Source organism: Janthinobacterium sp. GW822-FHT07H11 (genome assembly GCF_058798615.1).
Genome location: NZ_CM179507.1, coordinates 667,512 through 679,761, shown reverse-complemented (window position 1 = coordinate 679,761; position 12,250 = coordinate 667,512). Strand labels below are relative to the sequence as shown.

Below are 12,250 nucleotides of genomic sequence, written 5' to 3'. Positions count from 1 at the left end.
GCGGCGACTACGGTTTGCGCACCGGAATCTTCTTGTCATCGGCCTTGATGTCGGAAGCGATTTCCGGCTTGGCGCCGATCTTCTCCACCTTCGGGTCGACCTTGGCCAGCTGCACCGGCAAGCCCTGGAAGTGGTTCAAGGCTTGCTGCAGCTGGAAGTCGTCCTTGGCGCCGTATTCGAGCGGCTTGCGCTTTTTCGCCGTGGCGATCAGGCGCTGCTCTTCTTCCAATTGATCCTGCATGCCTTCCATCGTCGGCTTGGCCGCTTCCGGCTTGCCATCGTTGCTGCTCAAGTGTTTTTCCAGGTCCGACTCGCGCACGCGCAGGCTGTTCCAGCCGTCGCCCTCGGCCGTTTCATCGACCAGCATGTCGGGCACGATGCCGCGCGCCTGGATGGCCCGGCCTTTCGGCGTGTAATAGCGGGCCGTGGTCAGCTTGACGGCCGTGTCGGCAGTGATCTGGCGCAAGGTTTGCACGGAACCCTTGCCGAAGGTCTGCGTGCCGATGATGGTGGCGCGCTGGTAGTCTTGCAGGGCGCCGGCGACGATTTCCGAGGCCGACGCGGAACCGGCATTGACCAGCACCACCAGCGGCACGGTTTTCAGCGCGGCCGGCAGCTTGGCCAGCGGATCGGCCTTCGTGCCTGGCGCGGCATAGAATTCGCGGCGGCCATAGAACACCTGTTTCGATTCGGGCAGCTGGCCCTTGGTGGAAACAATGATCGAATTGCCAGGCAAAAACGCCGCCGACACGCCGATGGCGCCCGGCACCACGCCGCCCGGGTCGTTGCGCAAGTCCAGCACCAGGCCCTTGAGCTTGGGGTCTTGCGCATACAGCGCGTTGATCTTTTTGACCATGTCATCGACGGTCGGTTCCTGGAACTGGGCGATGCGCAGCCAGGCATAGCCGGGCGCGACCATCTTGGCCTTCACGCTCTGCACGCGGATTTCCTCGCGCACGATGGGAAACACCAGCGGGCGGCTTTCGCCCTTGCGCGACATCGTCAGTACCAGCTTGCTGCCCGGCTGGCCGCGCATCTTCTTGATGACTTCGTCGAGCTGCAGGCCTTTCAGCGGGATGTTGTCGAGACGGGTGATCAGGTCGCCGGCCAGGATGCCGGCCTTGGCGGCGGGGCTGTCCTCGATGGGCGAGACGACTTTCACATAGCCATCCTCCATGCTCACTTCGATGCCGATGCCGACAAACTTGCCCTGCACGCTTTCGCGCATTTCCTTGAAGGCATTCTTGTCGAGATAAACGGAATGCGGGTCCAGCGACGAGACCATGCCGGAAATGGCTTCCGTCAGCAACTTCTTGTCTTCCACCTTCTCGACATAGTCGGTCTTGATCAGGCCAAACACGTCGGCCAGCTGGCGCAGTTCATCGAGCGGCAGCGGGGCATTCGTGATTTTCTGCGCCACGGCCGGGAACTGCAGCGACATGCCGATGCCGGCCAGCACGCCCAGACCGATCAGGCCGATACTTTTGACTTTGATACCCATGTATTCTTCGCAATCTACAAATTCGCTGCCGCAGCAATGGTGGGGACTTAAAACTTCACCCAGGTGGCGGGGTCGAAGGCGCGGCCCTGATGGCGCAATTCAAAGTATAGCCCTGATTCCTCGTTGCCGCCGCTGTTGCCCGCGCTGGCAATGGCGTCGCCGCCCTTGACGGCGTCGCCCACGCGCTTGAGCAGCGACTGGTTATTGCCATAAATACTCATGTACTGGCCGCCGTGGTCGACGATGATCAGGTTGCCGAAGCCGCGCAGCCAGTCGGAAAACACCACGCGGCCGGCGGCGATGGCGTGGATCTCGCTGCCTTCGCCCGTGCGGATGAACACGCCCTTCCAGCTGGGGCCGTCACCGCGCTTGCTGCCGAAGCGGGCGGCGATCTTGCCCGCCACGGGCGCGCGCAGCTGCCCTTTCATGCTGGCAAAGGCGCCGGCCGGCGCGGCCGGGCCCAGGCTTGGGCGTTCCGGCTCCGGTTCCGGCTTCGGTTCGGGCTTGGGCGCCACCTTGGCCACCTGCGGCGGCTCGTCGTCATCGATCGGTTCGAGTTTCACGGGCGGCGGCGGCGTCTGCGGCTTGATCTTGCCCGATTTGTTTTGTTGCTCTTTTGCAATGCGTTCGCGTTCGGCCTGCGCCTGCGCGGCCTTGGCGCGCGCGGCCAGCAGGCGTTCGCGCTTTTCCGCGGCGATCCTGGCATCAGCGGCGGCCTTGGCGGCGGCGCGCTGTTCCGCCAGCAATTGCTGGCGCTTCTTTTCGGCCGCGGCGGCGGCGGCCTGCTCTTCGATCAGTTTTGCCAGCTTGTCGACCAGGTTGCCCATGCGCTGTTCGTCGCGCTCGACATTGCCCGCTTCCTTGCGCTGCGCCACCAGGCGCTGCGACAAACTCGTCAGCAAGGCGGCGCGGCGCGCCTTCTCCTGCACCAGCAGGGCCTTCTGGTCGCGCTCTTCCTGCGCGATTTCTTCCAGCTCATCCTTGGCGTTTTGCACGTCCGCCTGGTTTTTTTCCACGGCCAGCAAGTTGGCGCGCAAGGCGTCGAGCAGGCGCGCCTGCGCCTGCGACACATAGGCCATCAATTGCAGGTCGCGGTTGATGCGGTTGGGGTTGTCGCCCGACAAGAGCAGCTTGATGCGGTCTTCATTGCCGGCAACATATTGTTCGCGCAGCAACTTCGACAGCTGCGCCTTTTGTTTCTCGACCGTGGCCGTCAACTGCTGGTGCTCCTGCCCCAGCGCATTGAGTTTCACGCCCGTCTCGCTTTGCTCCTGCGCCAGGTCGCGCAAGGCGCGGTTGGCGTTGGAAATAGCCTCTTCCGACTCGGCCAGGGTATCGGCCGCGTCGTCCTTGGCGCTTTCCGTGCGGCTGATGTCGCGCTTGAGCGCCGTCAGCTTTTGTTGCAATCCAGCACGTTGTGCTTCCGCGGCCGCTTTCTGCTTGCTGCGTTCGGTGGGCTTGGCACCCTGTGCGAGACCGCTCGACAACAGCAGCGCCGCGCACAGCATGGCACCGGCGCGCCACGCCGGCAGGGGTCGTTCAGCAGAGGGGGCGATCGCTGTGCCGCGGAAGAAAGACAACAAGTTACTTGGCCTTCCCTTGATTCGCCACGGCCGCTTGCGCTGCCGCAATGGCTGCCGGGTCGCCCAGGTAGTAATGACGGATCGGTTTCAGGTCGGCATCGAGTTCATACACGAGCGGCTGGCCATTCGGGATGTTCAGGCCGACGATGTCGCTGTCGCTGATGCCGTCAAGCATCTTGATCAGGGCGCGCAGGCTGTTGCCGTGGGCCGAAATGATGATCTTCTTGCCGGCGCGGATGGCCGGGGCGATTTCCTCGTCCCAGGCCGGCATCACGCGCGCCACGGTATCCTTCAGGCATTCGGTCAGCGGGATAGCCGCTTTCGGCAAGCCGGCATAGCGCGGATCGTTGAACGAGGCGCGGTCGTCGCTTTCTTCCAGCGGCGGCGGCGGCGTGTCGTAGCTGCGGCGCCACACCAGGACTTGCTCGTCGCCATACTTGGCGGCCGTCTCGCCCTTGTCCAGGCCTTGCAAGGCGCCGTAGTGACGCTCGTTCAAGCGCCAGTCGTTCTTAATCGGCAAATACATCATGTCCATCTCGTCGAGCGCCAGCCACAGGGTGCGGATGGCGCGCTTCAGGACGGAAGTGTAGGCCACGTCGAACGTAAAACCTTCCTGCTTGAGGATCTGGCCGGCGGCCCTGGCTTCGTTGACGCCCTTTTCCGTCAGATCGACGTCGGTCCAGCCGGTGAAGCGGTTATCGAGGTTCCAGGTGGACTCGCCGTGACGCATGAAAACGATTTTGTACATAGTTCTATCTTCTCAAGGGGTTCAAATCAAAAAAGCAAAACGTAAAAAGACCTCGTCCAGCTTCTATTTTATAATGCGCGGATTGACTTAAACCATTGGACCCTACGTGAAATTCATTATCGACCACATTTTTCTGTTTGCCATCGTCATTATTTCCGGCGGCGCCCTCCTCTGGCCACTGCTGTCGATGCGCGGCAAGCGCGCGACCGTGCTGGAAGTCACGCAACTGATCAACCGTGGCAAGACCACCATCGTCGACGTGCGCAGCCCCGAAGAATTCGCCAAGGGCCATTTGCCTGACGCGAAAAATATTCCACTGCCGGAACTGGCAAAACGCATGGGCGAGCTGGAAAAATTCAAAACGCGCACCATTGTAGTGGTTTGCCAGAAAGGTTCGCGTTCGGCAACGGCCGTCGGCCTGCTGGCCAACGCTGGTTTCACTGAGGCAACCAGCCTGGAAGGCGGCATCGACGAGTGGAACAAGCAGGGCTTGCCCCTGAAGACGCTGTCGCTGGCCAAGTAAGCGCCTGGCTCATTTTAAGGAAAAATCATGACTGTCCCCGTAATTGTATATAGCACCGCCGTGTGCCCGTATTGCGTGCGCGCCGAGCGCCTGCTGGAAGCGAAGGGCGTGGCCGTGCAAAAGATCCGCGTCGACCTGGACCCGGAAGAGCGCGTCAAGATGATGGAACGCACGGGCCGCCGCACGGTGCCGCAAATTTACGTGGGCGACACCCACGTGGGCGGATTCGACGATTTGTATGCGCTCGATCAAGCCGGCAAGCTGGACCCCTTGTTAAATGGCACGGCAGCCTGATATAAAGCGGGTTCGAGAAATTGCTTGGTTTTTTGTCGTATTGTTTTGATACAATTGCCTCGCACCTGATCCGGCCGCGCCTATCCGGCGCGGTTTGAATACCGCAAGCACCATATTTGAACGGTGTGCCGTTCTTGTCCCTTACAACGAAAGCGTTCCATGTCCGACGAAAACCTGCAACCAGTCTTCCAAATCCAACGCGTCTACCTGAAAGACATGTCGCTGGAACAACCAAATTCCCCAGCTATTTTCCTGGAACAAGAAGCACCAGCCATCGAAGTCGCGCTGGACGTGGGCGCCGCGCCTCTGGCCGACGGCATCTTCGAAGCCACCGTGACCATCACCGTCACCGCCAAAGTCGGCGATAAAGTCGCTTTCCTGGTTGAAGGCAAGCAAGCCGGTATCTTCGAAGCACGCAACATTCCTGCTGATCAACTCGATCCGCTGCTGGGAATCGGCTGCCCGAACATCATCTACCCTTACCTGCGCGCCAACATCGCCGACGTGATCACCCGTGCCGGCTTCCCGCCAGTGCACCTGGCCGAGATCAACTTCGAAGTGTTCTACCAACAACGTCTGCAAGCTATTGCTGACGCCGCTGCAGCAGCTCCAGCAGCCAGCGAAACGCACTAAGAACATCTCACCAAACCTGCTGCGCGGCGCGCCTTGCGGCCTGTGATGCTCGCTGTGCTCTAGCACAGCTGCGCTTCTCGGCCACAATGCACTGCCGCTCGCGACGGTTTTGTGAGTGTTCTATACTGCAGGTAAGAAACGGCGGCCTGGCCGCCGTGTTTCGTTAAGGTTCAAAAAATATCATGTTGAAAAGTGCGCTCTTGAGCAAGTTCCGTTGGATCGCAGGCGCCGTGCTGCTGCTGGCGAGCGCCGCCGGCCACGCCGTCGATTTCAAGTCGGTGGGCGCAGCCCCGGTGATCCTGTATGACGCGCCGTCCTCCAAGGGCGGCAAGCTGTACGTGGCGCCACGCGGCATGCCGCTGGAAGTCGTGCTCAGCTACGGCGAATGGGTCAAGGTGCGTGACGCCAGCGGCGAAATGGCCTGGACCGAAGCGAAGGGCCTGTCCGCCAGGCGCAACGTGGTGGCGCGCGCCGCCAACCTCAAGGTACGCGCCAGCCCCGACGACAACGCCTCACCCTTGATCCTGGTCGACAAGGGCGTGCTGCTGGAAATGAGCGAACAGCCCGCCTCCGGCTGGCTCAAGGTGCGCCACAAGGATGGCCAGAGCGGCTACGTCAAGACCAGCGAAGTGTGGGGGCTGTAAGAGCCTGGGCTCTACGCACCACCAGATTCACCCGGGCAACGGCCAGCCGCGCCGTGCCCCTCCCCCTGCCAGACTGAGGTTGCATGCAAGTTTCCCCTGAAAACATTCCCGAGACCGCCGCCAAGGCCGCCCCGCGCCGCATTACCGTGCTGGGCGCCGGCGCCTGGGGCACGGCCGTGGCCATGGCCCTGGCCGGCCGCCACGACGTGCTGCTGTGGGGCCGCAACGGCGCGGCCATGGCCGCCATGGCCGCCAGCGGCGAAAACAGCTATCTGCCGGGTTTCCCTTTGCCGCCGCAATTGCGCATCAGCGCCGATTTCGACACCGCCGTCGCGCACGCCAGCGGCGAGCACGGCCTCTTGATCGCCGCCTGCCCCGTGGCGGGCTTGCGGCCCATGCTGCAGCAGTTGAAAGACAAGGCCATCGGCAACCTGGTGTGGCTCTGTAAAGGCTTTGAAGGCGGCACGGGCCTGCTGCCGCACCAGATCGTGCAAGAAGTGCTGGGCGACACGGTCGCCGGCGGCGCCCTGTCCGGCCCCTCGTTCGCGCAGGAAGTGGCGCGCGGCCTGCCGTGCGCGCTGACCATCGCCTCGCACAGCGCCGACTTGCGCGCCAAGGTGGTCTCGGCCTTGCATGGCGGCACCATCCGCGTGTATGCGAGCGAGGACCTGGTGGGCGTGGAAGTGGGCGGCGCCGTCAAGAACGTGCTGGCGATTGCCACGGGCGTGGCCGACGGCCTGGGCCTGGGCCTGAATGCGCGCGCCGCGCTGATCACGCGCGGCCTGGCGGAAATCACGCGCCTGGGCACGGCCCTGGGTGGCCAGACGGAAACGTTCATGGGCTTGACGGGCATGGGCGACCTGATACTCACCTGCACGGGCGACCTGTCGCGCAACCGCCGCGTCGGCCTGGGCCTGGCGCAAGGCAAGCCGCTGGCCAGCATCGTGGCCGAACTCGGCCATGTGGCCGAAGGCGTGCCGTGCGCCAAGGCCGTGCGGGAACTGGCGCGCCGCATGGGCGTCGACATGCCGATCACGAATGCCGTGGCCGGCGTGCTGTTCGATGGCGATGTGCCGCACGTCATGGTGCAGCAGCTGCTGTCGCGCGATCCGCGCGCCGAAGCGGCCTAAGACGGCCAGCCCCGCCAGGGCAAGCTAGCGTCCCGCCTTGTGCATGAGTATGGTCAGCAGCAATAAACTGTCTTCGCGCGCTTGCAGCGCGTGCGCCTGGCCGCCGAGCAGGTACAGCATCTGCCCCGGCCCCAGCACCTGCTCGCGGCCATGCGCCGTCACCGCCACCTGCCCTTGCAGGCACAGCAGGGTGATTTCACCGAGCACATGATGCTCGGGCATGGTCTTGCCCTTGGGCATGCACATGCGGATCAATTCCAGTTCGTCCGTCCTGGCCAGCGCGATGGCGGAAAACTGCGACAGCTCGTCGCCCTGCCTGCGCTGCACCTCGATTACCTGTCCTGAACTTGCGTGCTCGAGTGCCATCATGTGCTCCTTCAGCAATTACTCGGTGACTTCCTCCGGCTCTTTCGCGCCGCGCATCCACTCGACCAGCGGCCACGCATCCTTCAAGCCTTCCGCCAGCGTCGGCAGCAGTTTTTCGGGTTCGTTCACGGGCAACGGCACTTCGGTCCAGACAAAAAAACTCTTCAGCTTGATGAATTCGATATGTTCGGCGTCCGCCTCGAAACCCTTGGGCGGGCGCTGCAACTTGCCCTCGTTCTGGATCGTGCCGAAACGGGCCTTCAAACGCCTATTTTTCAGCACTTTGGAAAAACCCGGCGCGTCGTTGAGCATGTGCTCGCGCAGCGCCTTCAGGCGGCCCGGCGGCGGCATGTATTCGCCGGCGCCGAACAGCAGATTGCCCTGGCCATCGATCTGCAGGTAATACGTGGGGCCGCCCGCCTTGCTGGGCCGGCGCATGTCGTTCGGCGCGATGGCGGCCGAAAAACGCGTCTTGTACGGGCTCTTGTCGTGCGCAAAACGCACGTCGCGGTTGATGCGGAACAAGGCCTTCTTCGGATTGCAGTACTTCACGGCCGGATCGAACTTGCCGAGTTCAGCAATGAGTGACGTCACCAGCGCAAGAAACTCCTCGCGCAGGATGTCGTAGCGGGGCTTGTTCATGACAAACCAGGGACGGTTGTTGTTCTCGCTCAGTTCACGTAAAAATTGGGTCAAATCACGCACATGCATGTGTCAAATTCCGATCAGCAACTATTTGGAAAGCTCTTTCGCGATGGGGCGCTTGCCCACCACCACGTCGAGCGCCGCTTCGCGATTCTTGCGCAGCACCGTCATTCTAGCTTTTCCGCCGGGCGGCAGTTGCGCGATCAGGTTCAGCATTTCCGTGGTGTCGCCGACGGGCTTGCCTTCGACCGCCAGCAGGATGTCGCCCGGCTTGATGCCGGCCTGGTCGGCCGGGCCGTTGCGCACCACGCCGGCGATGATGGCGCCGCTTGAGCGCTGCAGGCCGAAGCTGTCGGCCAGCTCCGGCGTGATGTCCTGCGTTTCCACGCCGATCCAGCCGCGCACCACGTGGCCGTTCTTGATGATCGCCTCCATCACCGTCTTGGCCGTCGAGACGGGAATGGCGAAGCCGATGCCCACCGAGCCGCCGCTTTGCGAATAGATGGCCGTGTTGATGCCGATCAGGTTGCCGCGCGTATCGACCAGGGCGCCGCCCGAATTGCCGAAGTTGATGGCCGCGTCCGTCTGTATGAAATTTTCAAAGCTGTTGATGTGCAGGTTGTTGCGCCCCAGCGCAGAGATAATGCCCATGGTCACCGTCTGGCCCACGCCGAAGGGGTTGCCGATGGCCAGCACCACGTCGCCCACGCGCGCCTGCTCCGACTGGCCCAGCACGATGACGGGCAGCTTGTCGAGCTTGATCTTGATCACGGCCAGGTCCGTCTCCGGGTCCAGGCCCACCACCTGGGCGGGCGCCTTGCGGCCATCGGTGAGCACGACTTCGATTTCGTCGGCGCCTTCGACCACGTGGTTGTTGGTCAGCACATAGCCTTCGTGGCTGACGATGACGCCGGAACCGAGGCTGTTTTTCAAGTCCTCGTCATCCTCGCCGCCCGGGTCGCGGTCGCCGAAGAAGTGTTTAAAAAAGGGATCGCGCGCCAGCGGATGGGCGCCGCGCTTGGGAATCTGCAGGGTGAGGATGTTGACGACGGCGGGCATGGCGCGCGCCGCCGCATCGCGGTAGGAACCGGGCGCCAGGCTGCTGGACGCCGTTTCCACCACGGGCACCGGCGTGGCCGGCGAGCCCAGTTGCTGTACCCGGCTGGCCGGGCGCAGCGCGCCATACACGAAGTACAGCGCCAACGCGATGGTCACGGTTTGCGCAAACAATAACCAAAAACGTCGCATAGAGCTCTACCCAGGTCAGCCGGCGCTTGCCGGAACGGCTTATTTTGCCAGATCGTTGTTATTGCGTGCGTTCTGCTGCAGGGAGTCGCGGATTTCGCGCAGCAGCACGATGTCTTCCGGCGTGGCCGGTGCCGGCGCCGGTGCGGCCGGTGCGCTGCGGCGCGCCTTGTTCATCAGGCGTACCATCTGGAAGATGATGAAGGCGAGGATGATGAAGTTGAGCAAAATGGTCAGGAAATTACCGTAGGCCAGCACGGCGCCCGCCTTTTTCGCTTCCACCAGGGTCAGGGTGGTGGCCTGGCCATTCAGCGGCAGGTAGTAGTTGGCGAAATCGAGGCCGCCGAAAATGCGGCCGATGGGCGGCATGATCACGTCTTGCACGAGAGAATCGACAATCTTGCCGAAGGCGCCACCGATAATGACACCGACCGCCAGATCGACGACATTGCCTTTCATTGCAAATTCTTTAAATTCTTGCATCATTGCCATGAATTTCTCCTTCGGATAGGTATAAAAAACATGCCGATCATACTATTGATTCCCATGGCCACCAACTTGTGGTTGTCGGCAGGACCAATTCGGGCACAGTCGGGCGCATCTAGTTCGAAAGAACTAGCCACCTCCTGCAAAAGTATATAAATTATGGTACAAGCAACGTTTTTGTTTTATTCGTTGTTTGCTTCACTTATAATTTGCGGTTGCCAGAAGTGGCTTTTTCACTTCCGGATAATCAACAAGAAACTGGCACGGGCTGCGCCATAGTCCGAAGTTCCGCAGGGATGTTGCCACTTTACCGTACAAAGAGACGGATTGCGGCAAACGATGGAAAGAGCTTCGGCGACGGATTTTTCGCGGCTGCCACTCATAATAAAGATTCGCATTTTGACTGATTGGGGTTTGCATGAGTAACGAAAAGCAGGTCGATTCAGGCCGTCGCGGCTTGCTCGTCGCCACGTGCGCGGCGGGCAGTGTAGTTGGATTGGCAACCGCGGGAGCCTTGGTAAGCACCTTCCAGCCGTCGGAGCGAGCGAAAGCCGCGGGCGCGCCGGTCGAAGTAGACATCACCACCTTGCAACCCGGCGAAATGCGCACCGTCGAATGGCGCGGCAAGCCGGTCTGGATCCTGAAGCGCACGCCGGAAATGATCGCGTCCCTGAAAAAGACCGACGGCAAAGTCGCCGATGCCAATTCTCAACGCAATCCCGCCGAGTTCACGCCCGAGTACTGCATGAACGAAGCGCGCTCGATCAAACCTGAAATTCTCGTCGCCGTCGGCATCTGCACCCACCTCGGCTGCTCCCCTTCCTCGAAATTTGCCCCCGGCCCGCAACCGTCGCTGCCCGATGACTGGGAAGGCGGCTTCCTGTGTCCTTGCCACGGCTCCACCTTCGACATGGCCGGCCGCGTGTTCAAGAACAAGCCGGCGCCGGACAACCTGCAAGTGCCGCGCCATATGTACCTGAGCGACACCAAACTGGTCATTGGTAAAGACGAGAAAGGCGAGGCTTGATCATGGCTGCTTTCAAAGAAACGAAATTCCCGGCAGACGCGCCCGTCGCCGAAAAAGCGCTGGGCTGGGTCGATGACCGCTTTCCCCTGACCAAGTTGTGGAACGATCAATGGGGCAAGTACTACGCCCCGAAAAACTTCAATTTCTGGTACATCTTCGGCTCGCTGGCCATGCTGGTGCTGGTCTTGCAGATCGTCACCGGCATCTTCCTGACCATGCACTACAAGCCGGATGCCTTGCTGGCCTTCAATTCCGTCGAATACATCATGCGCGAAGTGCCGTGGGGCTGGCTGGTGCGCTACATGCACTCGACGGGCGCCTCGGCCTTCTTCATCATCGTCTACCTGCACATGACGCGCGGCCTGCTGTACGGTTCCTACCGCAAGCCCCGCGAACTGATCTGGCTGTTCGGTTTCGCCATCTTCCTGTGCCTGATGGCCGAAGCATTCTTCGGCTACCTGCTGCCATGGGGCCAGATGTCGTACTGGGGCGCGCAAGTGATCGTCAACCTGTTTGGCGCCATCCCCTTCATCGGCCCCGACCTGTCGCTGTGGATCCGCGGCGACTACGTGGTGTCCGACGCCACCCTGAACCGCTTCTTCGCCTTCCACGTGATCGCCATCCCGCTGGTGCTGCTGGGCTTGGTTGCAGCGCACTTGATCGCCCTGCATGAAGTGGGCTCCAGCAACCCGGACGGCATCGAAGTGAAGGAAAACCTGGGCGCCGATGGCCACCCGGTCGATTCGATTCCCTCGCATCCGTACTACACCGTGCACGATTTGTTCGGCGTCTCGATCTTCCTCGTCATTTTCAGCGCCGTCGTCTTCTTCGCGCCGGAAATGGGTGGTTATTTCCTGGAATACAACAACTTCCTGCCAGGCGATTCGCTGAAGACCCCGCTGCACATCGCGCCAACCTGGTACTTCACGCCGTTCTACTCGGTGCTGCGCGCCACCACGGCCGACTTCATGTACGTGCTGATGGGCGCCGTGGCCGCGTATGTCGTGTTCATCTGGCTCAAGTCGCGCCTGTCGACGACGGTCAAGTCCATCATCGCCGTGATCGCGCTGCTGGCCATCGTCGGCATGCTGCCGCAGGTGCTCGATGCCAAGTTCTGGGGCGTGGTGTTCTTCGGCGGTTCCGTGGTGATCCTGGCCTTCCTGCCATGGCTCGACCATTCGCCGGTGAAATCGATACGCTACCGTCCGCACTGGCACAAGTATGTGTATGCGATCTTCGGCCTGTCGTTCCTGATCCTCGGCTACCTCGGCACCCAGGCGCCAACGGATGCCAAGACCATCGTGTCGCAAGTGTGCACCCTGATTTACTTCAGCTTTTTCCTGCTGATGCCATGGTGGAGTGCAATGGGCAAGTTCAAGACCGTGCCGTCGCGTGTGACGTTTCACCCGCACTAAGCCGATCCCA

General features: G+C 61.7%; 14 protein-coding genes. 7 read left to right on the top strand and 7 right to left on the bottom strand.

The window, feature by feature from the left end:
* Positions 1-7: 7 nt before the first annotated feature.
* The 3 genes from AC3RCJ_RS03005 to gpmA form a co-directional block, all read right to left on the bottom strand.
* Positions 8-1,501, bottom strand: coding sequence for a S41 family peptidase (locus AC3RCJ_RS03005; RefSeq protein ID WP_492956976.1), 1,494 nt, complete (start codon positions 1,499-1,501; stop codon positions 8-10).
* Positions 1,502-1,548: 47 nt separating this feature from the next.
* Positions 1,549-3,009, bottom strand: coding sequence for a murein hydrolase activator EnvC family protein (locus AC3RCJ_RS03000; RefSeq protein WP_492957024.1), 1,461 nt, complete (start codon positions 3,007-3,009; stop codon positions 1,549-1,551).
* 76 nt (positions 3,010-3,085) lie between these two features.
* On the bottom strand, positions 3,086-3,832 hold the full coding sequence (gene gpmA / locus AC3RCJ_RS02995) for a 2,3-diphosphoglycerate-dependent phosphoglycerate mutase (RefSeq protein ID WP_492956977.1): 747 nt from the start codon (positions 3,830-3,832) through the stop codon (positions 3,086-3,088).
* A 106-nt stretch (positions 3,833-3,938) separates the two neighbouring features.
* Between gpmA and AC3RCJ_RS02990 the strand changes: the two genes are divergently transcribed.
* The 5 genes from AC3RCJ_RS02990 to AC3RCJ_RS02970 all read left to right on the top strand — a co-directional run bounded on the left by AC3RCJ_RS02990 (position 3,939) and on the right by AC3RCJ_RS02970 (position 7,056).
* Positions 3,939-4,355, top strand: a complete 417-nt coding sequence (locus tag AC3RCJ_RS02990; RefSeq protein ID WP_492956978.1) for a rhodanese-like domain-containing protein — start codon at positions 3,939-3,941, stop codon at positions 4,353-4,355.
* A gap of 27 nt (positions 4,356-4,382) precedes the next feature.
* A complete protein-coding gene (grxC, locus tag AC3RCJ_RS02985) occupies positions 4,383-4,649 on the top strand; it encodes a glutaredoxin 3 (RefSeq protein ID WP_086147894.1) in 267 nt (88 codons plus the stop codon).
* Between the two features lie 159 nt (positions 4,650-4,808).
* Positions 4,809-5,282, top strand: coding sequence for a protein-export chaperone SecB (gene secB, locus AC3RCJ_RS02980; RefSeq protein WP_010394167.1), 474 nt, complete (start codon positions 4,809-4,811; stop codon positions 5,280-5,282).
* 182 nt (positions 5,283-5,464) lie between these two features.
* Positions 5,465-5,926 (top strand): SH3 domain-containing protein, encoded by a 462-nt coding sequence (locus tag AC3RCJ_RS02975; protein ID WP_492956979.1) that lies wholly within the window; start codon positions 5,465-5,467, stop codon positions 5,924-5,926.
* Between the two features lie 83 nt (positions 5,927-6,009).
* Entirely contained in the window at positions 6,010-7,056 is a 1,047-nt protein-coding gene (locus AC3RCJ_RS02970) for an NAD(P)H-dependent glycerol-3-phosphate dehydrogenase (RefSeq protein ID WP_492956980.1), read from the top strand.
* 24 nt (positions 7,057-7,080) lie between these two features.
* On the opposite strand, the gene AC3RCJ_RS02965 is transcribed toward AC3RCJ_RS02970, so the two are convergent.
* Genes AC3RCJ_RS02965 through mscL form a run of 4 tightly spaced genes read right to left on the bottom strand, consistent with a single transcriptional unit; the run spans position 7,081 to position 9,804 of the window.
* Complete coding sequence (locus tag AC3RCJ_RS02965; protein WP_492956981.1) at positions 7,081-7,425, bottom strand: cupin domain-containing protein; 345 nt, start codon at positions 7,423-7,425, stop codon at positions 7,081-7,083.
* 15 nt (positions 7,426-7,440) lie between these two features.
* Positions 7,441-8,133, bottom strand: coding sequence for a DUF2461 domain-containing protein (locus AC3RCJ_RS02960; protein WP_492956982.1), 693 nt, complete (start codon positions 8,131-8,133; stop codon positions 7,441-7,443).
* Between the two features lie 21 nt (positions 8,134-8,154).
* Positions 8,155-9,315, bottom strand: a complete 1,161-nt coding sequence (locus AC3RCJ_RS02955; RefSeq protein WP_492956983.1) for a Do family serine endopeptidase — start codon at positions 9,313-9,315, stop codon at positions 8,155-8,157.
* A 39-nt stretch (positions 9,316-9,354) separates the two neighbouring features.
* Positions 9,355-9,804 (bottom strand): large conductance mechanosensitive channel protein MscL, encoded by a 450-nt coding sequence (mscL, locus tag AC3RCJ_RS02950; protein ID WP_492956984.1) that lies wholly within the window; start codon positions 9,802-9,804, stop codon positions 9,355-9,357.
* 412 nt (positions 9,805-10,216) lie between these two features.
* Between mscL and petA the strand changes: the two genes are divergently transcribed.
* Positions 10,217-10,825, top strand: a complete 609-nt coding sequence (petA, locus tag AC3RCJ_RS02945; RefSeq protein WP_492956985.1) for a ubiquinol-cytochrome c reductase iron-sulfur subunit — start codon at positions 10,217-10,219, stop codon at positions 10,823-10,825.
* A gap of 2 nt (positions 10,826-10,827) precedes the next feature.
* Positions 10,828-12,240, top strand: coding sequence for a cytochrome b (locus tag AC3RCJ_RS02940; protein WP_492956986.1), 1,413 nt, complete (start codon positions 10,828-10,830; stop codon positions 12,238-12,240).
* The last annotated feature ends 10 nt before the right edge of the window (positions 12,241-12,250 follow it).

Excerpts from the sequence above, each read along its gene's own strand:
- AC3RCJ_RS03005 (WP_492956976.1), bottom strand. The coding sequence starts at position 1,501 with ATGGGTATCAAAGTCAAAAGTATCGGCCTGATCGGTCTGGGCGTGCTG.
- mscL (WP_492956984.1), bottom strand. The coding sequence starts at position 9,804 with ATGGCAATGATGCAAGAATTTAAAGAATTTGCAATGAAAGGCAATGTC.
- AC3RCJ_RS02955 (WP_492956983.1), bottom strand. The coding sequence starts at position 9,315 with ATGCGACGTTTTTGGTTATTGTTTGCGCAAACCGTGACCATCGCGTTG.
- AC3RCJ_RS02965 (WP_492956981.1), bottom strand. The coding sequence starts at position 7,425 with ATGATGGCACTCGAGCACGCAAGTTCAGGACAGGTAATCGAGGTGCAG.
- AC3RCJ_RS02970 (WP_492956980.1), top strand. The coding sequence starts at position 6,010 with ATGCAAGTTTCCCCTGAAAACATTCCCGAGACCGCCGCCAAGGCCGCC.
- grxC (WP_086147894.1), top strand. The coding sequence starts at position 4,383 with ATGACTGTCCCCGTAATTGTATATAGCACCGCCGTGTGCCCGTATTGC.
- AC3RCJ_RS02960 (WP_492956982.1), bottom strand. The coding sequence starts at position 8,133 with ATGCATGTGCGTGATTTGACCCAATTTTTACGTGAACTGAGCGAGAAC.
- secB (WP_010394167.1), top strand. The coding sequence starts at position 4,809 with ATGTCCGACGAAAACCTGCAACCAGTCTTCCAAATCCAACGCGTCTAC.
- gpmA (WP_492956977.1), bottom strand. The coding sequence starts at position 3,832 with ATGTACAAAATCGTTTTCATGCGTCACGGCGAGTCCACCTGGAACCTC.
- AC3RCJ_RS02975 (WP_492956979.1), top strand. The coding sequence starts at position 5,465 with ATGTTGAAAAGTGCGCTCTTGAGCAAGTTCCGTTGGATCGCAGGCGCC.
- petA (WP_492956985.1), top strand. The coding sequence starts at position 10,217 with ATGAGTAACGAAAAGCAGGTCGATTCAGGCCGTCGCGGCTTGCTCGTC.
- AC3RCJ_RS02940 (WP_492956986.1), top strand. The coding sequence starts at position 10,828 with ATGGCTGCTTTCAAAGAAACGAAATTCCCGGCAGACGCGCCCGTCGCC.
- AC3RCJ_RS03000 (WP_492957024.1), bottom strand. The coding sequence starts at position 3,009 with ATGCTGTGCGCGGCGCTGCTGTTGTCGAGCGGTCTCGCACAGGGTGCC.